The sequence below is a fragment of the Pseudomonas sp. WHRI 8519 genome (genome assembly GCF_040224055.2).
In the GTDB taxonomy this organism is placed as follows: domain Bacteria; phylum Pseudomonadota; class Gammaproteobacteria; order Pseudomonadales; family Pseudomonadaceae; genus Aquipseudomonas; species Aquipseudomonas putida_X.
Genome location: NZ_CP167996.1, coordinates 3,357,907 through 3,381,717, shown reverse-complemented (window position 1 = coordinate 3,381,717; position 23,811 = coordinate 3,357,907). Strand labels below are relative to the sequence as shown.

Below are 23,811 nucleotides of genomic sequence, written 5' to 3'. Positions count from 1 at the left end.
CGCGCGATTTTCATAGCACAACACTTAAAAAAATAATGGCCCGAAAAAGGCCATGCACAGGAGCTTGCGATATGAGTCAAGTTGAAAAGGGGCGCCAGCCAGGCAAGGCGGGTAACTGGCTGCTGGTGCCGCTGGTGAGCAGCGGCATGCTGCTCGCCCCGGCGGTCTGGGCCGAGGAAAGCACCGAGGAAAAGGCGCCGCCGGCGTCCATCACACTGCCTGACCAGACCATCGTCGGCATGCAGACCGAAGCGCCGACGGTCTCGGTGGGCACCAAGGTGCCGCTGCGCCTGAAGGAAGTGCCGCAGACCATCAACGTCATCGGTCAGGAACGCATCCAGAAGCAGAACCTCTACACCCTCGAGGATGCCCTGGGCAAAGTGGGCGGTGTGACCGTGCAGCGCATCGACGCCAGCCGCCTGAGCTTCTTCTCGCGCGGTTTCGAGATCACCTCGCTGCAGTTGGACGGCACGCCGACCACCATGGACAACCGGATCTTCCTGTCGCCGGACCTGACCATGTACGACCGCGTCGAAGTGCTCAAGGGGCCGTCCGGCAGCCTGACCGGCGCCGGTGGTTCGGGTGGCAGCATCAACCTGGTGCGCAAGCGCCCGCAGGCTGACGCGGCGGTATCGGCAGAAATCAGCGCCGGCTCCTGGGACGCCTACCGTGGCATGGTCGATGTCACCGGGCCGTTGACCGAAGCCGGCAACATCCGTGGCCGCCTGGTGCTCAGCGAGAACAAGACAGCGTTCCCCTACGATGGCAGCGGCAAGCGTGAGACCAGCCAGGCCTACGGCATCGTCGACATCGACCTGACCCCGGACACCGTCTGGACCATCGGTGCCAGCAACCAGAACACCGACATCCGTGGCGCCCAGCGCTCGCTGCCGGCGTTCCGCTACACCAACGCCGCCGGCGAAGCGGCCATGTCGCTGCCGGACGTCTCGCGCAAGAATTTCTACGGCGCCAACTGGAACCGCGATTACTTCTGGAGCACCGCGGTGTTCACCGAGCTCGAGCATCAGCTCGGCGGCGACTGGAAGACCAAGCTGTCGGTGCGCCACGCCGACAACAACTACGACCTGACCCAGGCCTACGCCCGCAATGGCGGTGGCATCGACCCGGCCGACAACCTGGTGTCGATGAACTCGATCATGTTCGACTACCGCGAGAAACAGGACGAAGTCGACCTGTACGCCGACGGCCCGTTCAGCCTGTTCGGTCGTGAACACAAGCTGTTGGTGGGGACCAACTATTCGCGTTCGGAGTTCGCCTCCAACGGCGGCTACTTCTCCAGCTTCCTCGGTGACGTGGACCTCTACGACCCGCAGCCGAGCTTCGGCTACCCGGCGTTCCCGGATGCCGACCGCCTGCCGACCAACGTCGCCAACACCCGCTCCAAGGCGGTCTACGGCAACATGCGCATCAGCCTCGCCGACCCGCTGACCCTGGTCCTGGGCGGCCGTGTCACCTGGCTCGACATGCACCGCAGCCAGCACCAGCCAGAGGCCGGCTCGCCGTCGGAAAAGGCCAGCCAGAGCGAGTCGCAGAAGTTCACCCCGTTCTACGGGCTGATCTACGAGCTGAACGAAAACTACTCGCTGTACGCCAACTACGCCGAGGTGTTCAACCCGCAGCCGGTCAGCAACCTGGACATCAACAACAACATCATCGAGCCGATCGAAGGCAAGCAGCACGAGCTCGGCATCAAGGGTGAGTTCCTCGACGGCGCGGTGAATGCCTCGCTGGCGGCCTTCCAGATCGAGGAAGAGAACCGCGCCATCCCCGACATGAACGACCCGAACTCGCGGGCCGTGGTGGCCGGTGGCAAGGCGCGTACCCGTGGCTACGAGCTGGAAGTGACCGGGCAGATGACGCCTGACTGGTTCCTCACCGCCAACTTCACCCACACCTACAAGCGCTACGACAGCCCCAACGAGCAGCTGCAGACTTACCTGCCGAAAAACATGCTGCGGGTCTGGTCCCTGTACAAGCTGCCTGGCGAGCTCGAGAAGTGGAGCGTGCAGGGCGGCGTGAGCGTTGTCAGCGAAACCTACAACAAGCTGCACGTTCCCGGCATCGGCATGGAAGGCACCAAGCTGCAGCAGAGCGGCTACGCGTTGTACGACGCAGGTATCGGCTACCAGATCAACGAGAACCTGTCGGCTGACCTGCTCGGCACCAACCTGACCAACAAGAAGTACTACCAGCGCATCAACACCTTCCAGGATGGGAACATCTTCGGTGACCCTCGCGCGGTATCGCTGACCTTGCGCGCCAAGTTCTGACCCGCGACAGCAGCGGCGCCGCCCGGCATACTGCGTCGGCGCCGCTGCCGAGCATCAATGCTCGGCAAGCACGCCCCCGCCGGTGCCCAGCTGATCCAGTAGGGCACCGGCGGGGGCGTGTTTGTTGGGGCGTCGAAACACCGTGAAGCAACGAGGAGAACAGGGTGAAACGACCGGCGTCACACAAGGCAAGCGTCCGGGGCCGACAGCGCGGGTTGTGGCTGCTGCTGGCCTTGCTGCTGGCCTACCTGTTCATCTGGCCACTCAGCGCCCTGGCCGCGCTGGCCCTGGCCTGGCTTGGGCAAGCGCCCAGCGAGGCGGTGCTGAGCAGCTCTATCGCCGCCTTCGTGCTCTATCCGCCACTGGTGCTTTGGTTGTTGTGCGCGCGACGGCTGGTGCGCAACAGCCTGTGCCTGGCCGCTGTGTCGCTGGTGATGCTGGCGACGCTGCGCGCGCTGGCGGGGGCGAGCTGATGTTCGACAGTGTCCGCCAGGCCATGCTGTGGGCGCACCGGGTACTGGGCCTGGGGTTTTCCGCGCTGCTGCCGGTCGCGTTCTTCATGGGCAGCCTGGCGTTGTACGACCGCGAGCTGGACAGCTGGATGCTGCCGGCGCTGCGGGTGGCGCCGGCGCCCGCGCCGCTGTCGCTGGACCAGCAGGTGCTGCCACGGGTGGCTGCCCTGAGCGAGGGCAAGGCGCTGCTGCAGTGGTACGTCGAGTTGCCCGATGCGCGCCGCCCGCTGCTGCGCTTCCAGGCCTGGAGCGTCGAGCGCGAAGGCTTCAGCCGCTTCCTGCAGCCTGGCGGCGACGGCGTGCTGGCCGCCGCCGGTAGCCGTGGCGGCGACTTTTTCTACCGTCTTCATTACACCCTGAACATCCATGCCTGGAACCTCGGTGCCCGGCTGTTGGGCCTGGCCGCGATGGTCGGGCTGATCGCCCTGATCGCCGGCGTGTGCATCCATGCGCGGCTGTTCCAGGACTTGTTCACCTTGCGTGCCGACAAGGCTCCCCGCCGGTTGCTCGACCTGCACAACCTGACCGGCGTGTTCGCCTTGCCGTTTCATGCGCTGATCCTGCTGAGCGGCCTGCTGATCCTGTTCCCGCTGTACCTGCCGGCGGCCATCGATGCGCTGTATCCAGGCCAGGCCGGGCAGTTCGCGGTGCAGGCCAACGCCGCCTACAGCCGCCCGGCGACGGGCACCCCAGGGCCAATGGCCTCGCTCGACGGCATGCTGGCCCAGGCCCGCCAGCATTGGGGCGGTGGTGAGCCTGCGTTCGTCAGGGTCTGGCATCCCGGTGACGCCAATGCCTATGTCGAGGTCAGCCGCAGCCTGGCTGACCGCCTGAGCCTGGATGGGCAGACCCTGTACTTCGACGGCGCCAGCGCACGGTTGCTGCATGAATCGCGGCTGCCGCCAGCGGCCGCGACCCTGGATGTGCTGGCCGGGCTGCACGTGGCGCACTTCCACCAGCCCGCCTTGCGCGCCCTGTACTTCTTCGCAGGCCTGAGCGGTTGCGTGATGCTTGCCAGCGGCCTGCTGTACTGGCTGGCCAAGCGCCGCCTGCAGCAGCCTGCCCGGGAGCCGGGCGGGATGTCGGTGACCCTGTTGTGCAGCGTGCTGATCACCGGCATGCCCCTGGCCACCTTGGCCATGCTGGTGGCCAACCGCTGGCTGCCGTTGGCCTTGAGCGGGCGTGCCGAGTGGGAGGTGCGGGTGTTCTTCGCCGCCTGGCTGCTGGCCGGGCTGCACGCGCTGTGGGTGATTGGCCGTTGCGCGCAGGCCCGTGCGCCGTGGGCGACGCAGTGCATGGCGATCAGCGCGCTGGCGCTGCTGGCCGTGCTGTCGAACGCCTGGAGCACGGGTGATCATCCGTGGCGAGCGCTCAGCCAGGGCTTGTGGGCGGTGGCCGGTGTCGATCTGGCACTGCTGGCCTGCGCCCTGATTGCCGGCGGCCTGGGCTGGCGCCTGCGGCGGCGCGCCGCGGCTGTGCGCAGGTTGGCGGAGGTCAAGGATGCCTGAGTGGTTGGCGAGCGGGGTGGGGTTGGGTCTGCAGACGCTGGGCCTGGCGTTGCTGGCCCTGAGTCAGGCCGGCCATTGGCGGCAAGTGATGCAGCCGCAGGCGTTCCCCGGTACTCGGACGCTGCGCCTGTCAGCGTTGTTGGCATCGGGCCTGGCATGGCTGGTGGGGCAGGCCGGCCTGGGGCTGGCGATGGGGACGTTGTTCTGGGTGCTGGCCCTGGTGCCTTGTGGCCTGGGCGTGAGCCTGTTGTTGTGCTGGCGCAAGCCCTGGTTGCACCGGCTGGGCCGGTGCTTTTGCCGTTGAGCCCGCCCGCTGGCCCTGGCCAGCGGGCGGGTCAGGGTCAGGCGTGGCTGTAGCGGCTCAGCACGTTCAGCAGGTCGTCCAGGCGTGGGTTGAGGAACACCAGGTGGGCCGGTACCTGGGTGCCCCACAGTTGTTGCACGCGGGCACACAGCAGCACGGCCTTGAGTGAGCTGCCGCCTACCTCGAAGAAGTGCGCCTGCTCATCCAGCGTCTGCAGTTCCAGCACCTCGCGCACCAGCTGCGCCACTTGCTCCCGGGCCTCGGGCTGCTGCCCGGCGTGCGCCGCCGGCTGTGGCCGCAGGCGTTGCACCAGCGCTTCGAACGACGGCGCGGGTTGGCCGGGCAGGGCTTCGAGCAGGGCCTGCAGGTCCTCGCCAAGGGCCTCGATGCTGGCAGGTTCGAACAGGTCGGTGCTGTAGGTGAAGGTGGCGATCAGCCCTTGCTCACGCTCACTGACATCCAGCATCAGGTCGAACAGCGTGCTGCGCTTGCCGTGGTCTTCGCTCAGCGGCTCGATGCTCAGGTCGCCGAACGCCGACGAACGCAGGTTGCGCTCCTGGTGCAGGTCGAACATCACCTGGATCAGCGGCACGCTGTGCTGCTGGGCGCCGGGCAGGGCCTGCAACAGTTGCTCGAACGGCAGGTCCTGGTTGGCGTGGGCGTGCAGCAGGTTGTCGCGCACCTGGTGCAAGACGCTGTCGAAACGCGGGTTGCCGGCCAGGTCGGTGCGCAGCGCCAGGGTGTTGACGAAGAAGCCGACCAGCCCCTCCAGCTCCTGGTGATGGCGGTTGGCGATGGGGATGCCGATGCGGATCGCCGATTGCTGGCTATGGCCTGCCAGCAGCACGTTGAATGCCGCCAGCAATGTCATGAACAGCGTGCAGCCCTGTTCGCGGCTGTAGGCGTGCAGGGCCTGGGCCAGTTGCGGGCCCAGCATCAGGCTGTGCTCGGCGCCACGATGGCTGGGCAGGGCCGGGCGCGGCAGCATGCATGGCAACTGCAGCAGGCTGCGGTCCTCACCCAGGTGGCCCAGCCAGAAGTCCAGCTGCGGCTTGAGCGCCGCCTGGCTCAGCTCACGGCGCTGCCATTGGGCGAAGTCGGCGTACTGCAACTGTGGCTCTGCCAGCGGCGAGTCCTGGCCGTGGCTGAAGGCGCTGTACAGGGCGATCAGTTCGCGGGTGAAGACCCGCATCGACCAGCCATCGAAGGCGATGTGGTGCAGGGTCAGCCACAGCACGTGTTCGTCGTCCGCCAGGCGCACCAGGCCGGCACGCAACAGCGGCCCGTGCTCCAGGTCGAAACGGTGCGCGGCCTGGGCCTGGAGTTCCTGGCCCAGGCGCGCGCTGCGCTGCGCCTCGGGTAGCCGGCCCAGGTCGATCAGGCCCAGGGCGAAGTCCTCGGCCGCTCGCACCCGCTGCACCGGCAGGTCACCGTCTAGGGCGAAGGTGGTGCGCAGGCTTTCGTGGCGCTGCAGCAGCACGCTGAAGCAGCGCTCCAGGGCCGGCAGGTCGAGGGCACCGCGCAGGCGTACGGCCTCGGGCACGTTGTAGGTGGTGCTGCCTGGGTGCAGGCGGTCGAACAACCACAGGCGCTCCTGGGCATAGGACAGTGGCACTGGCGCTTCGCGGCGCTGCGCACGGATTGGTGGAAGTGTCGACGCCTCGGCCCGGGGCAGGGCCTGTTCGACGAACGCGCCCAGGGTCGGGTGCTGGAACAGCGCTCGCACCGGCACTTCAAGGCCCAGGCTGCTGCGCAGGCGCGAAACCAGGCGGGTGGCGGTCAGCGAGTGGCCGCCGAGCTCGAAGAAGTTGTCGTCCAGGCCCACCTGTTCAACGCCGAGTACCTCGGCCCACAGCGCCGCCAGCGTGGCTTCGCGCTCGGTAGCCGGTGCCCGGTAGCTGGCCCGGCGCTCACGCACCGGTGCCGGCAGGGCCTTGCGATCGAGCTTGCCGTTGGGGGTCAGGGGGAAGGCCGCCAGCATCACATAGGTTTTCGGCACCATGTGCTCCGGCATCTGCAGGCCCAGGTGCGCCTGCAGCGCGGTGGCGCCCGGGCAGGCATCGCGGGCGACCACGTAGGCGACCAGCTCGTTGTCACCGGTGTCGTTGGCGCGTGCCACCACGGCGGCCTCGCGCACGCCTGGGTGGTTGAGCAGGCGCGCCTCGATCTCGCCCAGCTCGATGCGGAAACCGCGGATCTTCACCTGGTCGTCGATGCGGCCGAGGAACTCGATGTCGCCCTGGGCGTTGACCCGGCCCAGGTCACCGCTGCGGTAAAGCAGGCTGCCGGCCGGGTTCAGCGGGTTGTCCAGGAAGCGCTCGGCGGTGAGGTCGGGGCGGCCCAGGTAGCCTTGGGTGATGCCGGCGCCGCTGAGGTAGATTTCGCCGCTGACGCCGGCGGCCACCGGGCGCAGCTGGGCGTCGAGCACATACATCTGCATGTTGGCGATCGCCTTGCCGATCGGCAGCACGCCCTGTTCGTCCCCCTGGGCGCGGTAGTAACTGCACCACACCGTGCCCTCGGTCGGCCCGTACTCGTTGTACAGCTGCGCCTGGGCGCACTGTTGGCGGTGCTGGCGGGCCAGGCTGGCCGGGCAGGCTTCACCGGCGACGATGGCGCAGCGCAGGCTGCCCAGCTGGTCGGCGGCCTGTTCCAGCACCTGCCCGTACAGCGACGGCAGCATCAGGGTGTGGCTGATCCGCCGGGCGCCGATCAGTCGGCCCAGGGCCAGGGCGTCCTGCACCTGGTCGTCCTGGGGCAGGCACAGTTCGCCGCCTTGGGCCAGGGTCCAGAACAGCCCGGCCACCGAGCTGTCGAAGGCCAGCCTCGACACCAGCATGAAGGCTTGCAGCGGCTCCTGGTAGGCGAGCAGGCGTGCGGCGGTGGAGTGCACGGCATTGCGGTGCGACACCATCACGCCCTTGGGCCGGCCGGTGGAGCCGGAGGTGAAGATCAGGTAGGCCAGGCTGTCGCCGTCGTTCAGCGGTTGCGGACGCTGCGTGGGCAGGTCGTGCTCGGCGAGGCGGTCGAGCCACAGGGTGCGGTAGTCGCCCTTGGGCAGCTGTGTCTCCAGGCTGCTCAGGCTCAGCAGCAGGTTGGCGCGAGTCTGCTCGAGCACGTCGCTCAGGCGTTCGGCCGGGTAGCTTGGGTCCAGCGGCAGGTAGGCGCCGCCGGCCTTGAGGATGCCGAGGATGCCGACGATCGCGTCGAGGCCGCGGCCCATGAACAGGCCCACGGCCTGCCCCGGCGCCAGGCCGGCGTCGCGCAGCTGGTGCGCCAGCTGGTTGGCCCGCGCCTCCAGTGCCTGGTAGCTCAGTTGCGCATCACCGTGGCGCACGGCAATGGCCTCTGGCCGGGCGGCGACCTGTTGTTCGAACAGCTGGTGCAGCAGCGCCGGGGTCTGTTGCCGCACCTCGGTGCGGTTCAGCGCCGCGAGCCAGTCCTGGTGCGCGGCACTGATGCCCGAGGCCTCGCCCAGTGCGCGCTGGCTGGCGGCGCTGGCCTGCAGGGCGAGGGTGAGGAACTGGTCGAGTAGCAGCCCGGCGGCGTCGGCGTCCAGGCGGGCGGCATCGTAGTGCAGGTGGAAGGCAAAGCCTTCGGGCTGTTCCAGGACTTCCAGCAACAGGGCATGGGCACAGGTTTCACCGTGCACCGCCAGCACCGGCCAGGCCGAGGCCAGCGGCTGGCGCAGGCGGAAGCCGAAGGGCGTGTCCTGGGCCTGGGCCGGCCATTCTTCCTGCCAGGTGCGGGCCTGTTCGAGCAGCTGGGTGAAGCCGGCGAGGGCGTTGGCCAGGGTGTCCTGGTCGTCCGGCTGCAGGTGCAGCGGCAGGCGTTTGCCGTAGGGGCCCTGGGCGTTCGTGGTGGCGCTGTTGCGACCATCGTGGGCCCAGCCCAGAAGCACCTGTGGTTGGCCCAGGTGGCGCTTGAGCAGCAGTGCCCAGCACCAGCCGAACAGCGCCTCGGCCGGAGCGTCGAGCCCGGCCAGGGCGCTGCCGATGTGGTCCTGGAAGGCCGCGTCCGGGGTGCGCGCAAGGCAGGCTGGCTGTGCCGGCAGCGCGGCCTCGCCGCGCTGGAACGGGTGCTGCACCAGGTACTGGTCGGCGGCGTCGGCCTGCTGGCGCTGCCAGAAGGCCCGCCCGGCGTCGCTGTCGCTGCTGCCCAGGTGCTCGAACTGCCATTCGGCGAAATCGGCGAACTGCACCGCTTCCTCGTCCGCTGGCAGGCCCTGGTAAAGCGCCTGCCATTGCTGCAACAGCAGCTGCAGGGTGGTGTGGTCGGCGTTGGCCGCCGGCAGCGCCAGGCAGGCCCGTGGCGGCGTTGCCTGGGTCAGCGCGACGGCCAGGCTGGCCTCGGCCAATGCCGCGCCCAGCAAGCTGTGCAGGGCGTGCTGGGGCAGGTCGTCGGCGACCTCGCGCCAGTCGATCAGCAGTTGCTCGGCGATGACCTGTACCGGCAGTTGCATGCCGGGGCTGGCCACCAGGCGGGTGCGCAGGATCTCGTGCTGCTCCAGCACCTGCTCTAGGGTCGTGCGCAGGCGGCTGGGGTCGGTGCCCTCAGGCAGGCTGAAGGTCAGGAACAGGGTGGCGTCGCGCCCGCTGGCATGGGACCAGTGAGCGTTTTGTTGCAGGGCGGGGCGAAAGCCCTCGATGGCGATGCTGGACATGATGTGGAGGCCTTGAATAGGGGGCAGAGTCGAAAACCGTGAACCGTGTGGGGGCGCGTCAGGGCTTGAGCGCCACGTCCGTGCTGTTCAGGGCTTCGGCCATCGACACCAGGATGCGTCGGGGGCTGTCGTATTCGTTGCGTGCGTGCACCGAGAGCATGTTGTCCAGCAGCAGCACGTCGCCGTGGCGCCAGGGGAACTCGGTCATGTGCTGCAGGTAGATACCGCGCAGGTGTTCCAGCACCTGCGGCTCGATCGGGCTGCCGTCGCCATAGAAGGTGTTCTGCGGCAGGTCGTCATCGGCGAAGTCGGCCTGCAGCGCATCGCGCACGCTGGCCGGCAGGGTGCTGACGTGGAAGAAGGTGGCGTGGTTGAACCACAGCGTCTCGCCGGTGCGCGGGTGGCGCACCAGGGCCGGGCCTACCTGGCGGGTGCGCAGGCGGCCGTCGGCTTTCCACTCGGTCTGGATGCCGACGCTGGCGCAGTAGGCATCCACCTGGGCGCGGTCCTCGGTCTGGAACACGGTCTGCCAGGGCAGGCCGAAGCCGTCGCCATAGTTGCGCACGTACATGATGCCCAGGCGGGCGAAGCGCTCGCGCACCTCGGGGTCGATGGCCTGGCTGATCGCCCGGGTGTCGCCGATCGGCGTTTCGCCGCGGGACAGCGGCGCGATATCGCACCACAGGAAGATCTTCAGCGGGAACACCGGCGAGTAGGAGTGTTCGTTGTGCGGGAAGATCCGCTGGTCCTTGGGGTAGTCGGTGGAGGTGTAGATGTTCAGGCGCGGGTCCACCTGGGTGCGCGGCGAGGCGCGGAACTTGTATTCCAGGGCGCCGCCGGACAGTGCGCTGATGCAGTTGTCGAAGGCTTCGGCGTTGTCCACCTGGAAGTTGCGAAACAGCAGCGCACCGTGTTCGAGCAGTTTGCGCTCGATCAGCTCACGGTTGGCCTCGGCCCAGGCCACCAGGCTGATGCCGGGGCCGGCCGGTTCGCACACCGCGGTGTAGGTGCTGCCCGGGTTGAGCGGGGTGAAATGGACCAGTGCGTCTTCATCCACACGGATGGTTTTGCGGCGCATGCCGCCGAGTTTGGCAATCGCGGGGCCGTTCATGTCTTATCCCTCCATAGAGTCGGTGCTGATGCGGGCGCGGCGACGGCTGCTGCCCAGGCGGGCCAGGCTCTGTTCGCTGCGTGCGCTCACGTGCTGCATGCGTTGTTCCTGAAGCTGCCGGCGCAGCGGTTCGACCACTGTCTGCACGGGTACTTCAGGGGCTGCGACCAGCTGTTCGAGCAGGCTCACGAAGGCTGCGGCAAACGCTTCGGCGCTGTGGGCCTCGAACAGGTCGGTGCTGTATTTCAGGGTGCAGGCCAGGCTGCCCTGGCTTTCTTCCACGCTCAGGTGCAGGTCCAGCTGCGACTGGCCATGCTCGATGCGTTCGGGCGCGATCGTCAGGCCCGGCAGCTCAAGGGCGCCGTCCGGGTGGTTCTGCAGCACCAGCTTGGCCTGGAACAGCGGGTTGCAGGCCAGGCTGCGCGGCGGGTTGAGCACCTCCACCAAGGTGTTGAACGGCAACGCCTGATGGCTGAAGGCTTCCAGCACCTGAGGCCGCAGGCGTTGCAGCAGGGCGTTGAAGCTGGGGTTGCCGCCGACATCGACGCGCAGCGCCAGCTGGTTGATGAAGAAGCCCACCAGGCCCTCGGTCTCGCTGTGCTCGCGGTTGGCCACGTCGGTGCCGATCACCGCCTGGGCGCGTTCGCTGTGCAGGTACAGGTTCAGTTGCAGCACCCCCAAGAGGCCCATGAACAAGGTCGCGCCATGGCCCAGGCACAGCTGTTTCAGTGCCTGGGCCGGGGCCGCGGCGACCTGGAACGACAACCGTGCGCCCTGGCCGCTGAGCACCTGCGGGCGCGGGCGATAGCTGAACAGTTCGAGCGGCGGCAGGGGCTCGCCCAGGGCCTGTTGCCAGTAGCCCAGGTGGGCTTGCTGGGTGCTGGCCAGCTGCTGGCGTTGCCAGGCGGCGTAGTCGCTGTACTGTATCGGCAGTGGCGCCAGGGTCGTCGCGCTGCCGCTCAGGGCCGCGCTGTAGAGTTGGCTGAGCTCGCGCACCAGCACGCCCATCGACCAGCCGTCGGAGACGATGTGGTGCATCACCAGCAACAGCAGGTGCTGGCGCTCGTCCAGGCGGACCAGGTGCAGGCGCAGCAGCGGTGCCTGGCGCAGGTCGATGGGGCGCGTCGCCAGTTCGATCAGCAGGCGCTTGGCGCTGGCCTCGCGTTCGGCCTCGGGCACAGGGCCCAGATCATGCAGCTCGAACGGCAGTTCGAGGGTGTCCTGTACGCGCACATGCAGCGTACCGTCCTGTTCGTGGAAGCTGCTGCGCAACGCTTCGTGGCGCTGGCCGAGGTGCTGGAAGGCCTGGCGCAGGGCGGGCAGGTCGAGCTGGCCGAGCAGCCGCGCGGCACTGGGGATGTGATAGGCCGCGCTGTCCGGCTGCATCGCCTGTACCAGCCACATGCCCTGCTGGGCGTGGGACAGCACCCGGCGGCCATCGGCCGGCAGCGCGGCCACGGTGATCGGTGCCTGGCGGCTGGGCGCGGCGTTGTCCAGCAGCAACGCCAGCTGGGCGATGGTCGGCGCCTCGAACAGGCTGCGCAGGGGCAGTTCCAGGTTCAGCTCCAGGCGAATGCGCGCAACCAGTTGCGCGGCCAGCAGCGAGTGGCCACCAATGGCGAAGAAGTTGTCGTCCATGGCGATCGCCTGCTGCCCCAGCACGTTCTGCCAGAGCGCCAGCAACTGTTGCTCGCGCTCGCTCTGCGGCGCCCGCTGGCTGCTGCCCTGGGCGCTGTAGTCCGGTGCCGGCAGGGCGGCGCGGTTGAGCTTGCCACCGGGGGTCATGGGCATCTGCGCCAGGGTCACGAAGGCGGCGGGCACCATGTAGTCGGGCAACTGCGCGGCCAGATGCTGGCGCAGCTCGGCGGCTTGCGGGGCCTGCTCGTGGTACACCAGGTAAGCCACCAGGCGGCGGTCGCCGGGACGGTCCTCGCGTACCAGCGCCAGGGCCTGGCGCACCTGAGGGTGGCTGCGCAGGCGCGACTCGATCTCGCCCAGTTCGATACGGAAGCCGCGCAGCTTGACCTGCTGGTCGATGCGCCCGAGGTACTCGTAGGTGCCGTCGGCCAGGCGCCGGGCACGGTCGCCGGTGCGGTACATGCGGCTGCCGGGCGGGCCGTAGGGGTCGGGGCAGAAGCGCTCGGCGGTGAGGCCGGGCACGTCGTGGTAGCCGCGGGCGAGCAGCTCGCCGCCGACGCACAGCTCGCCAGGGACGCCCGGCGGGGTGAGGTTGTCGTCGCGGTCCAGCAGGTAGTAGGCGCGCCCGCGCAGCGGCGCACCAATCGGCAGTTGCAGTGGCAGTGGGTCGCGCTGCAGCAGCGCGTTGCAGTCCTGGATGCTGGAGACCACGGTGATTTCCGTGGGGCCGTAGATGTTCAGCAGGCGCACCGCGGCCAGGCCGGCCTTGCGCCAGGCATCCAGGCCGGCGCTGGGCATCGCTTCACCGCCGACGCTGACCAGGCGCAGCTCGCCGTAGGCCGCGTGCGGCTGCCGGGCGAAATCCTGGGCCAGCTGGAACCAGTATGCAGTGGTCAGGCAGGCTGCGACGGTGATCCGGTGGCGGTACAGGCGTGCATGGAACTCGGCGCTGTCCCACAGCTCCGGGCCGCGCACCACCAGAGCCGCGCCGCACACCAACGGCGGGAACAGCTGGTCGACGAAGCCGTCGAAGTTGAAGGTCGAGAACTGCAGCACCCGGTCGTCGGCAGCGACCCCGTAGTAGGCGCGCGCGACTTCGCTGTAGCCGGCCAGGGAGCGGTGGGTGACCGCCACGCCCTTGGGCTTGCCGGTGGAGCCGGACGTGTAGATGACATAGGCCAGTTGTTCGCGCTGCACCGGGCGTGTGCTCGGTACCCCGGCCAGTGCTGGCGCCGTGGCGTTCAGGGCGGTGACGTCCAGGCACGGGCGCTGGTAGGGCGCCATGACCGCCTGGGTCTCTGGGGTGACCAGCACCAGGCGGATATCGGCGTCGTCGATCATGTGCGCCAGGCGCTCGCCGGGGAACTGTGGGTCCAGTGGCACGAAGGTCAGCCCGGCATTGAGCGTGCCGAACACCGCGGCGACGATGTCCAGGCCGCGCGGCAGGCACAGGCCGATGCGCGCTTCGGCGGGCAGGCCCAGGGCCAGCAGGTGGCGGCTGATCAGCTCGACACGCTGTTGCAGGGTGGCGTAGCTCCAGGTGCTGTCGTCGTGGATCAGCGCGATGCGCTCGGGCTGCTCGGCCGCCTGCGCGGCCAGGCGCAGGTGCACCAGCTCCGGCAGTGGGCCGAGCGCCAGCGAAGCCTGGCAGTCGGCCAGCAGGCGCTGCTGTTGCTCGCCGTCGTACAGCGGCAATAGCGCGATACGAGCCGTGGGCGCCTGCACCAGGCTGTGCAGCAGGGTGGCATAGCTGTGGCCGTGGCCGACCAGGGTGGCGTGTTCGAACAGGTCGGCATTGCCGGTGAAGGTGACTTCCAGGGCGTCGCTGCGCTCGACGACGTTGAGCACCAGGTCGTAATGCGCGGTCAGCTGCTCGCGCTCGATCTCGTCGATCTCCAGGCCGGGCAGTTGCAGGCGGCGCGGGGTCTGGCCGTCGAGCAGGTTGAACATCACCTGGAACAGCGGCGAGTGCTGCAGCTGGCGCTCGGGTTCCAGGGCTTGGACCAGCCGCTCGAAGGGCAATTGCTGGTGGGCCAGGGCCTGGCGGCGGGTCTGCTCGATGCTGTCGAGCAGGGCGTTGAAGGGCTGGCGACCGTCGAGTTGGCAGCGCAGCACCAGGGTGTTGATGAAGCAGCCGATCAGGCCCTCGGTCTCGACCCGGGTACGGTTGGCCACAGGCACGCCGACGCGCAGGTCGGTCTGCCCGCTGAGGCGGTACAGCAGCACGTTAAAGGCGCCCAGCAGCACGCTGAACAAGGTGGTGCCACGGGCCTGGGCCAGCTCGCGCAGGGCCTGGCACAACGGCGCCTCGATGCGCAGCTGGTGACGCGTGCCGCGCCCGCTCGGCTGCCGGGGCCGTGGGTGGTCGGTGGGCAGCTCCAGGGTCGGCTGTTCGCTGCCCAGCTGCTCGCGCCAGTAGGCAAGGTCGGTCGCCAGCGCGCTGTCGCTCAGGCTGGTCTGCTGCCAGACCGCGTAGTCGTGGTACTGGATCGGCAAGCCCGGCAGGTCGCTGTCGCGGCCTTGCAGGGCGGCGCTGTAGAGGGCGGTCAGTTCTTTGACCAGGATGCCCAGCGACCAGCCGTCGGCGACGATGTGCTGGGCACACAGGATCAGCACGTGCTCATCGCTGTCCAGCCGCGCCAGCAGGCCGCGCAGCGGCGCCTGGCGCAGGTCGAAGGGGCGGTTGCTCTCGGCGTCGATCAGTTGTTGCAGGCGCACGGCCCGCTGCTCGGCGGGCAGCGCGCAAAAGTCCACCTGGGCCAGGGGCATCGGCAACTGCGGGTGGACGGTCTGGCGGGCCTGGCCGTCGACTTCGTCGAAGGTGCTGCGCAGGATCGCGTGGCGCTCGATCAGCTGGTCGAAGCTGCGTTGCAGCGCCGCGCTGTCCAGGTGACCGCGCAGGTGCAGGGCCGCCGGCATGTTGTAGGCACTGCTGGACGGCTCCAGGCGATGCAGGAACCACAGGCGCTGCTGCGCCCACGACAGTGGGTGCGGGCCAGGTTCGCTGGCCGCGACGATTGGCAGGCGGCTGAGGGCGAAGCCCTGGGCGGCCAGGGCCGCGGCGAAGGCCTGGCGTTTTTTCGGGGCGAGCCTGGCGATACGCTCGGCCAGTTGCTGGGGGTCGAGTTGCATGGCATCAGCTCCTTGGCGCAGCGGCGGATTGGGCGCGGGCCTGCAGGGCGGCGCGTTCCTCGGGCGACATCGCCGCCAGCATGCGACGCAGCTCGGCGATCTTCAGCAGCTTGCCTGGCTGGCTTTCCTGGGCGCGCAGGGCATCTGCCAGCGCCGCCACGCTGGGGTGGTCGAACACCAGCGCCGGGGCCACTTCCAGTTGCAGCAGGCTGCGCAGGCGGGTGCACAGCTTGATGACGATCAGCGAATGGCCGCCGAGGTCGAACAGGCTGTCGTCGATGCTCAGGGCCGCCCGTTCGAGCAGCTCCTTGTAGAGGTCGACGAGCAACGCATCGAGGGCGTCGCGCGGTGGCAGCTCGACCCGCTCGCTGGCCTGGCTGTCGGCGCTCGGCAGCGCGCCGAAGTCGACCTTGCCGTTGGCCAGGCGTGGCAGCTCGGCCAGGCACAGCAGTTGCGCCGGCACCAGGAAGTCGGGCAGCCGAGTGCGCAGTTCGCCGAGCAACGCGGCGCTGTCGCGCTGGCTGACGGCATAGGCCAGCAGCCTGGCGTTGTGGAACTGCACCACGGCCTGGCTGACCCCTTCGAGGGCGGCCAGGGCCGCTTCCAGTTCGCCGGGCTCGACGCGGAAACCGCGGATCTTGATCTGCTTGTCGCTGCGCCCGGCCAGTTGCAGCTGGCCACTGGCCGACAGGCGCGCCAGGTCGCCACTGCGGTACAGGCGCTGGCCGGGTTGCAGCGGGTCGTCGATGAAGGCATCGGAGCTGCGGTTCAGGTAGCCACGGCAGACCTGGGCGCCGCCGATGTACAGCTCGCCCAGGGCGCCGAGCGGGGCCGGTTGCAGGCCGGCCGGCGTGGCTTCGAGCAGGCGCACCCAGGTGTTGGCCAGGGCGTGTTCGAGGCCAAGCGGGGCGCGTGGGCTGTAGCCCTGGTCGAGGCTGTACAGCACGCCCACGGTGGTTTCGGTGGGGCCGTAGTGGTTGTGCACGCGGCTGCCCGGCGCCAGCTGTTCGATGCGCTGGCGCAGGCTGCCGGGGCAGGCCTCGCCGCCGAGGATCAGCACCTGGGGCAGGCTGCAGGCCTGCTGGCCTTCGAGCAGCGCCGCCAGGTGCGAAGGCACGATCTTCAGGCAGTCGACTTGCCCGGCTTCGAGATAGCGGGCGAAGGCGGCGGCATCGCGGCTGGCCTGGTCGTCGGCCAGCACCAGGCAACCACCGGTCCACAGCGCGGCGTAGAGGGTGGTGTTGCCAAGGTCGGCGGCCACCGAGGAAATCAGGGCGAAACGCCGGCACTGCGCCAGGCTGAGCGCTTCGCTGACCGCGGCAGTGTAGTTGAGCAGTTGGCCGTGCTCGATGAGCACGCCCTTGGGCTCGCCGCTGGTGCCGGAGGTGTACAGCAGGTAGGCGGCATCGGCCAGGCTGATGTCAGGGTCGGCCGGTGCGGCGGCGGGGGCTTGGAGCAGCTCGGCCAGGGCGTTGCCCTGCGGGCCGCCGATCAACAGCTGCGGCTGGGCGTCGGCGAGGATCCGCTCGACGCGCGCCTGTGGCCAGGCCGGGTCCAGTGGTACGTAGGCGGCGCCGGCGCGCAGCACGGCGAGCAGGCCGAGCAGCAGCTCGGCCGAGCGTGGCAGCAGCAGCGCGACGTTGGCGCCGCGACCGATGCCGCGCGCCTGCAGCACCCCGGCAAGGTGCTCGACCTGCGCATGCAGCTGGGCATAGCTCAAGGTCTGCCCCGCGGCCATCAGCGCCGGGGCGTCGGGGCTGTGCCGCGCCCAGTGGGCCAGGCGCTCGATCAGCGGGCGGCTGCCGAAGTCGCGCTGTGGGCCGCGCAGGCTTTGCTGCAGGCGCTGATGCGCCGCCGGGCTCAGTGGCAGTTCGCCGATGGCGCGCTGGCGTGGCTGTTCGACCAGTGCTTCGAGTAGCTGTGCATACTGCTCCAGCAGGCAGCGCAGGTCGGCCTCGAGGTACTGCGCGGTGGGTGACTGCAGGCTCAGTGGCTGCAGCTGGCCCTGGGCGTCGAGGGTTACCTGCAGCGCCAGTTCGAAGCCCGAATCGGCGCCGGGCAGGGTATCGACCGACCAACGCAGGCCGCCGCTGGCGAACGCCGCGCTGTGGCGCACCAGGTTGAAACCGACGGTGCGCTGCAGCGTCAGCGTGGTGTCGGCGACGTTCCAGTACTCCTGTTGCTGGGCATGGCTTTCGAGCTGTTCGGCCAGGCGTTGCAGCCAGGCGCTGAAGGGTTGGTCGAGCGCAGGTGCCAGGGCCAGGGGTAGGATCTTCTCGTAGACGCCGATGCCGTTGGCCAGGGTCTCATAGTCGAAGCGGCAGTCCTGTTGCCAGCCGGCGATGAACTCGGCGTTGCCGCCGATGCGCGCCAGCAGCGCCCACCAGGCTGCCTGCAGCACGGTATCCAGTGCTTGCCCGGCGCTTTCGGCCAGTTGTTGCAACTGTGCCTGCAGCGTTTCGGGCAGGGCCTGTTGCACGGCGTTGCCAGGGGCCTGCGGCGAGGCCTCGGCGAGGCTGCCCAGGCGTACCGGGGCCAGGTGTTCCAGGCGCAGGCCGGCCCAGTAGGCACGCCCGGCGGGGGCTTCCTCATCGGCGTCCAGGTCGTTGCGCCACTCGACGTACTGGCTGTACTGGAAGGCTTCCTCCAGTGGCGCATCGGGCTGGGCATACAGCGCGGCCAGCTCGCCGAGCAGGTTCTGCAGGCTCAGCCGGTCGCTGGCGCAGGTGGCGACGTACAGGTCCAGCCGCCACTGTTCGGGGCCCTGCTGGCGCAGGACAGCGCGCACCAGGGCACCCTGGTCGATGGCCAGCGGCTGGGCGGCCAGGGCCTGGGCCTCGGCGTGCTGCCCGGCGTCCAGCAGGTGCCAGTCGAGGGTGCTGGCGACCACGCTCTGGCGCAGGCTGCGGTAGAGGGTCGATGGGCGCAGCGCCACGCGCAGGCTGGTGTGGCGCTCGATCACCTGCAGCAAGGCTTCGTGCAGGCGGCCCGGCTGCAGGGGCCCGGCAAGGTTGACGCCCAGCTGCAGGGGCGCGCGGCCGTGCTGCACGGCCAGGGCCTGTTCGGCGCTGAGGGGTAGGTCGTGGCTCAAATCCAGGGTGTGGTTCATTGCGCGGTCTGATCCTGCAGTTCCATTGCGGTGTGTCGGGCGGCCAGCTGGGCCGGTTCATGCATGTCGCCCATGGCGACGGCGATCTTGCGCGGGCCTTCGTACGGGTCGCGGGCGTGGGCGGCGATCAGGTTGTCGAGCATCACCACGTCGCCGCGCTGCCAGTCGAAACGCACCGCGCAGGCTTCGTACAGGCGACCGATCAGGGCCATGCTGGCGTCGTCGATCGGGCTGCCGTCACCGAAGTACACCTGGCGCGGCATACGCTCCTGGCCGACCATGTTGAGCAGGTCTTCGCGTACCTGGGGCTCCAGGCACAAGGTGTGGTGCAGCTGCAACTGGTTGAAGAAGCTGCGCTCGCCGCTCAGCGGGTGGCGGATCACCGCCGGGCAACGGGTACGGGTTTGCAGTTCGTCGTTGGCCAGCCAGCGGAACTCGGTGTTGCTGGCCCGGCACAGGTCCTCGACCTGCTCGCGGCTGTCGGTCTTGAAGAACTCCCGCCAATTGACGTCCAGGCGCTCGGTGAAGGTGCGCACGTACAGCAGGCCCTTGCGTTCGAAGGCTTCGGCCAGCTCCGGCGGCAGTTGCCGGTACAGCTCGCGGCAGTCGACGATCGGCGTGGCGCCGCCGACCGGCGACGGTTGCTCACAGTAGAACCACTGCTTGCGCGGCGAGCGGGGCAGGTGCGAGCTCTCGTTGTGGAACAGGATCATTTCCCGCTCCGGGTAAGGCGTGGAGCGGTAGATGTTGCGCCCACCTTCCTTCTTCGGCAGGTCGCCGTAGCCGCCGAACAGGCCGGGGTGAATGGCTTCGGCGAAGGCTTCGAAGGCTTTCGGGTCGTCCAGGGCGAAACCGCGGAACAGCAGGCCACCGTGTTGGCACAGCAGGGTGTCGATCAGGTCGCGGGAGCTCTGCGCCCAACCCACCGGGTCCAGGTCCGGGGCCACGGGCTCGATCAGCAGCGGGAACTCGCGGCCGGGTTGCAGCGCCGAGGTGCGGATCAGTGGCCGGGGCGCGGCGGCGCGGGCCGGGAGTTTCTTCAGTTTGTCGAGCTTGCTGGACGATGGGGCTGGTTTTGCCAAGGCCGGTGTCTCCACGGTGGGCAGCGTGACGGTGAAATGGGCAAGGGCGGCGTGGGGCTGGTCGACCACCTGTTGCAGCAGGTTCAGCCAGGCGTCGATCAGTGCGTCGATGCGCTCGCCCTTGAACAGGGCGCGGGCGTAAACCCAGTCGCCGCGCATGACCTCGCCGTGGCGCTCGAGGAACAGCGCCATGTCGAACTTGCTGGTGCGTTCGGCGGCAGGCCGCATGCGCACCTCGAGCCCTGGGATCGAGAAGTCGCCCTCGGGGGTGTTCTGCAGCACGAACAGCGCCTGCACCAGTGGGTTGCGGCTACGCTCGCGCGGGACCTGCAGCGCCTCGACGATGCGGTCGAACGGCAGCGCCTGGTGCTCCAGGGCCTGCAGGCAGGTGTCGCGGGTGCGGCCGAGGAACGCGCGCAGGCTTTCGCCGGCCAGCCGGCGCGAGCGCAGCGGCAGGACATTGACGAAGAAGCCGATCAGGCCTTCGAGGTTGGCCTCCTCGCGGCCGGCGACGTCGGTGCCCAGCAGCAGGTCGTCGGCACCGGTGACCGCGTGCAGCAGCAGCTCGAAGCTGGCCAGCAGGAGCATGTACAGGCTCACCCCTTCGGCCAGGGCCAGGGCTTCCAGGCGGGCCAGCAGTGGCGCGGGAATTTCCAGCGCCCTGGCGGCGCCGCGGGCGTCGGCCTGGGCCGGGCGCGGCCAGTCGCTGGGCAGGGCCAGCACCTGGGGCGCGTCGTGCAACTGGCCCTGCCAGAAGTCGACCTCGCGCTCCAGTGCGGCGCCTTGCAGGCATTGGCGCTGCCAGGCCGCGTAGTCGGCGTACTGCACCGGCAGCGCCGGCAACGGTGCCTGGCGCCCCTCGCGCAGGTTGGCATACAGCTGGCTGAACTCGTTGACCAGCACGCCCACCGACCAGCCGTCGGCGACCATGTGGTGCAGGGCCAGCAACAGCAGATGCTGTTGCTCACCGAGCTTGAGCACCCGGGCCCTGATCAGCGGGGCCTGGCGCAGGTCGAATGGCAGGCGCAGGTTGTCCAGGCTTTCCTGTTCGGCCACCTGCTGGCGCTGGGCGTCGTCCAGCGCGCTGAGATCGCGCAGGGTGACGTCCAGTTCCAGCTGTTCGGCGATCAGGGTGATCGGCTCGCCGTCGATGTCCTGGTAGCTGCTGCGCAGCACTTCGTGGCGCGCCAGCAGGGCATTGAAGGTGGCGCGCAGCGCGGGCATTTCCAGCGGCCCGTCCAGGGTCAGGCTGGCGGCCATGTTGTAGGCCGCCGACGGGCCGTGCAGGCGATCGACCATCCACAGCCGTTGCTGGCTGAGCGACAGCGGCATGTGCGCCTGGCGCGCTACCGGCAGCAGTTGCGGGCCCGCCGTGGCCTGGGCCGGCTCGGCGGCCAGGGCATCCAGGCGGGCGGCCAGTTGCCACAGCAGCGGTGCCTCGAACACGCTGCGCAGCGGCAGCTCCAGGGCGCAGCGCTGGCGAACCCGGGCGATCAGCCGGGTGGCCAGCAGCGAGTGGCCGCCGGCCTCGAAGAAGTGGCTGTTGCGCCCCAGTGGCTGGGCGGGCAGCAGCGTCGCCCACAGCTCGCCCAGCAATCGCTCGTTTTCGCTGGCCAGGGGTTCGACCTCGGCCTGTTGCAGCGACGGTGGCGGCAGGGCCTTGCGATCGACCTTGCCGTTGGCGTTGGTCGGCCAGGTGTCCATGGCGACCCACAGCGACGGCACCATGTACGCCGGCAGGCTGTCGCGCACGTGCTGGGCCAGCAGGTTGTCATCGAGCTGATGGCCGCTGCGTCCCTGCCAGTAGCCAACCAGCATGTCGCTGCCGCCCAGGTGTTGCAGGCTGACCATGGCGCGCAGCACATCCGGGTGGCGCTCCAGGTGCGCCTCGATCTCGCCGGGCTCGATACGGAAGCCCCGCAGCTTGAGCTGGAAGTCCTTGCGGCCCAGGTACTGCAGGACGCCGTCGGCGTCCCAGCGGGCCAGGTCGCCGCTCAGGTACAGGCGGCTGCCCGGCGCGCCGAACGGGTTGGGGATGAAGCTGGCGGCAGTACGTGCCGGGTCGGCCAGGTAGCCGCGGCTGACACCGATACCGCCGATGGCCAGTTCGCCGACCACGCCGTCGGCCACCGGTTGCAGGTCGTGGCCCAGCACGTACAGCTCGCTGTTGGCGGTGGGCCGGCCGATGGCCACGTTGGCGCCTTGGCCAGGGGCCTGGTACAGCGGCTGGAAGGCTACGTCATCGGAGCATTCGGCCGGGCCGTAGGCGTTCATCAACGGGATCTGCGGGTAATGACGGAACCATTCCTGAGCGGTGGCGACCGGCAGCGCCTCGCCGGTGGGCAGTACCCAGCGCAGGTGCGGCAGTGGCAGCGGCTGGCCATCGAGGCTTTCGAGCATCGCCTGCAGCAGCGCCGGCACCGGTTCGAGCAGGCTGACCCGGCGCTCGCGCACCAGCTGCAGCAGCGCCTGCGGGTCGCGGACCAGATGATCGCCGATGATCTCCACGCAGGCGCCGAACAGCGGTGCGGTGAGGGTCTGCCAGACCGAGATGTCGAAACAGGCCGGGGCGGTCTGGGCGATCACGTCGTCGGCGTTCAGGCCCAGGGGCCGCAGCTTGGCCAGCATGTTGTTGAGCATGCCGGCGCGAGGCACCATCACGCCTTTGGGTTGACCGGTGGAGCCGGAGGTGAACAGCACGTAGGCCAGCTGGTCGGCGCGCGCCGGCTCGCTCGGCAGCATGCCGGTGGCGCTCATCTCCAGCAGGTCGGCAGGCAGTGCGCGGTGGCCCTGGTAGACCGAGGCCAGGGGTTCGGCGTAGGCCTGGCTGCAGACCACCAGTGGCGCTTCCAGGCGCGCCAGTACCTGTTGCCAGCGTGCCGGCGGCTGCGAGGGCTCCAGCGGCAGCCAGGCGCAGCCGGCACGCAGCGTCGCGACCATCAGGCAGAACCATTCGATGCCGCGCTCGGCCAGCAGTGCCACCGGCTGGTCGGGCCGCGCGCCGAGGGCCTGCAGGCCGCGGGCCAGGCGTTCGGAGTGCTGCCACAGTTGCGCGTAGGTCAGCGACTGCTCGGCACAGCGGGCGACAATGCGCTCGGGGTGGGCCGCGACCTGGGCGGCCACCCGCGCTTCCCAGCTGTGTTCGAGGCTGTAGTCGGCCGGGTTGAGCCCCCAGTCCAGCAGGCGTCGATGCTGTGCCGGGCTGAGCGTGGTGAGCTGCTCGAGGCGGGTGTCCGGCGGGCAGTCCAGCGCCTGCAGCAGGTTCAGCAGGTCATCGCCCAGGCGCTCCAGCGCGACGGCGGGCAGGCGCTGGGCGTCGGCGCTGAACAGCACTTCCAGGCAACGGCCTGGCAGCACTTCGACGGTCAGGCCGTAGCTGGTCTGCTCAAGGTTGTCGAGGACCTTGAAGGTCAGTTCGCCAGCCTGCAACTGCCGTTCGCTGAGCGCCGGCAGGTTCTGGAACACCAGCAGGGTATCGAACAGACCGGCACCGCGAGGGTGCTGCTGGAGGATCTGCGCCAGTGGCGTCTGCTCGTGCTCACGCATGGCCACGCTGACCGCCTGCACCTGTTGCAGGTAGTCGCACAGGGCCATGTCGGGGGCCGTGCGCAGGCGCAGCGGCAGGGTATTGATGAACACCCCGAGCATTTGCCCGGCATCGGCCAGTGCGTCCGGGCGGCCGCTGCTGGTGACGCCGAACATGACCTCGGTGTGGTTGTTGCCGCGGGCCAGTAGCAGGCCCCAGGCGGCTTGCATCAAGGTGTTGAGGGTGACCCGGCAGGCCTTGCCAAGGTCATTCAGGCGGCGGCTGTGGGCCTCGCTCAGGCGCAGGCTGTGGCTGTGGTAGCGCGGGGTGACGGGCTCGGCCGGGTTCAGGGCCGGCAGGCTGCCGACGCCCTCGAAGTTCGCCAGGTGCTGCTGCCAGTACTGCAGGCTGTGCTCGGCCGGTTGCGCCGCGAGCCAGGCGATATAGTCGCGGTAGGGCGGGCGGGATGGCACGGCGAGGCCGTTGTAGCGGGCCAGGATTTCCTCCATCAGCATCACCGAGCTCCAGCCGTCGGCAATCAGGTGGTGGCGGCTCCAGATCAGCCAGCTGTGCTGCGCGTCGAGGTAGATCAGCGCCACCCGCTGCAGCGGTGGGCGCTGTGGGTCGAAGCCTTGTGCGCGGTCGGCCTGGCAGTAAGCGTCCAGGGCCTGCTGGCGCTGCGTCGCGTCGAGGGCGCTCCAGTCCAGGCGTTGCACCGGCAGGGTCAGTTCACTGCACACGCCTTGCATCGGTTCGTCCAGCCCTTGCCACAGAATCGCCGTGCGCATCAGCGGGTGCGCGGCGAAGGTGGCGTGCCAGGCGGCCAGGTAGCGCTCGGCGTCCAGTGGGCCTTGCAGCTCGGCCTGCAGCTGGTTCACGTACACCCGGCTGGCGCCTTCGAGCAGGCTGTGGAACAGCAGGCCTTTCTGCAACGG

General features: G+C 69.3%; 8 protein-coding genes and 1 pseudogene. 4 read left to right on the top strand and 5 right to left on the bottom strand.

The features are described 5' to 3' along the window. Window positions 1-71: 71 nt before the first annotated feature. From ABRP30_RS15405 to ABRP30_RS15390, 4 genes are all read left to right on the top strand, one after another. Window positions 72-2,291 (top strand): TonB-dependent siderophore receptor, encoded by a 2,220-nt coding sequence (locus ABRP30_RS15405; protein ID WP_104961193.1) that lies wholly within the window; start codon window positions 72-74, stop codon window positions 2,289-2,291. Window positions 2,292-2,455: 164 nt separating this feature from the next. Then, window positions 2,456-2,764 (top strand): hypothetical protein, encoded by a 309-nt coding sequence (locus tag ABRP30_RS15400; protein ID WP_125859237.1) that lies wholly within the window; start codon window positions 2,456-2,458, stop codon window positions 2,762-2,764. Next, window positions 2,764-4,311: a PepSY-associated TM helix domain-containing protein gene (locus ABRP30_RS15395; protein WP_349975813.1), complete on the top strand. Its 1,548-nt coding sequence runs from the start codon at window positions 2,764-2,766 to the stop codon at window positions 4,309-4,311. The genes ABRP30_RS15400 and ABRP30_RS15395 overlap by 1 nt, the downstream gene beginning before the upstream one ends. Beyond that, a complete protein-coding gene (locus ABRP30_RS15390) occupies window positions 4,304-4,615 on the top strand; it encodes a DUF3325 family protein (protein ID WP_104961196.1) in 312 nt (103 codons plus the stop codon). The genes ABRP30_RS15395 and ABRP30_RS15390 overlap by 8 nt, the downstream gene beginning before the upstream one ends. Before the next feature lie 37 nt (window positions 4,616-4,652). Here ABRP30_RS15390 and ABRP30_RS15385 read toward each other — a convergent pair whose 3' ends face one another. The 5 genes and pseudogenes from ABRP30_RS15385 to ABRP30_RS15365 form a co-directional block, all read right to left on the bottom strand. Continuing rightward, window positions 4,653-9,278, bottom strand: a complete 4,626-nt coding sequence (locus ABRP30_RS15385; RefSeq protein WP_349975814.1) for an amino acid adenylation domain-containing protein — start codon at window positions 9,276-9,278, stop codon at window positions 4,653-4,655. Window positions 9,279-9,336: 58 nt separating this feature from the next. Further along, a complete protein-coding gene (locus ABRP30_RS15380) occupies window positions 9,337-10,389 on the bottom strand; it encodes a TauD/TfdA family dioxygenase (RefSeq protein WP_125859235.1) in 1,053 nt (350 codons plus the stop codon). Between the two features lie 3 nt (window positions 10,390-10,392). Continuing rightward, window positions 10,393-15,021 (bottom strand): annotated as a pseudogene (locus tag ABRP30_RS15375) (amino acid adenylation domain-containing protein); the annotation flags it as partial. Between the two features lie 142 nt (window positions 15,022-15,163). Beyond that, window positions 15,164-18,268 carry an amino acid adenylation domain-containing protein gene (locus ABRP30_RS15370; protein WP_349975816.1) on the bottom strand — a complete coding sequence of 1,035 codons (3,105 nt, stop codon included), beginning with the start codon at window positions 18,266-18,268 and terminating at the stop codon, window positions 15,164-15,166. Then, window positions 18,265-23,808 carry an amino acid adenylation domain-containing protein gene (locus ABRP30_RS15365; protein ID WP_372490320.1) on the bottom strand — a complete coding sequence of 1,848 codons (5,544 nt, stop codon included), beginning with the start codon at window positions 23,806-23,808 and terminating at the stop codon, window positions 18,265-18,267. The genes ABRP30_RS15370 and ABRP30_RS15365 overlap by 4 nt, the downstream gene beginning before the upstream one ends. Window positions 23,809-23,811: the final 3 nt, after the last annotated feature.

Excerpts from the sequence above, each read along its gene's own strand:
- ABRP30_RS15405 (WP_104961193.1), top strand. The coding sequence starts at position 72 with ATGAGTCAAGTTGAAAAGGGGCGCCAGCCAGGCAAGGCGGGTAACTGG.
- ABRP30_RS15395 (WP_349975813.1), top strand. The coding sequence starts at position 2,764 with ATGTTCGACAGTGTCCGCCAGGCCATGCTGTGGGCGCACCGGGTACTG.
- ABRP30_RS15390 (WP_104961196.1), top strand. The coding sequence starts at position 4,304 with ATGCCTGAGTGGTTGGCGAGCGGGGTGGGGTTGGGTCTGCAGACGCTG.
- ABRP30_RS15385 (WP_349975814.1), bottom strand. The coding sequence starts at position 9,278 with ATGTCCAGCATCGCCATCGAGGGCTTTCGCCCCGCCCTGCAACAAAAC.
- ABRP30_RS15380 (WP_125859235.1), bottom strand. The coding sequence starts at position 10,389 with ATGAACGGCCCCGCGATTGCCAAACTCGGCGGCATGCGCCGCAAAACC.
- ABRP30_RS15370 (WP_349975816.1), bottom strand. The coding sequence starts at position 18,268 with ATGAACCACACCCTGGATTTGAGCCACGACCTACCCCTCAGCGCCGAA.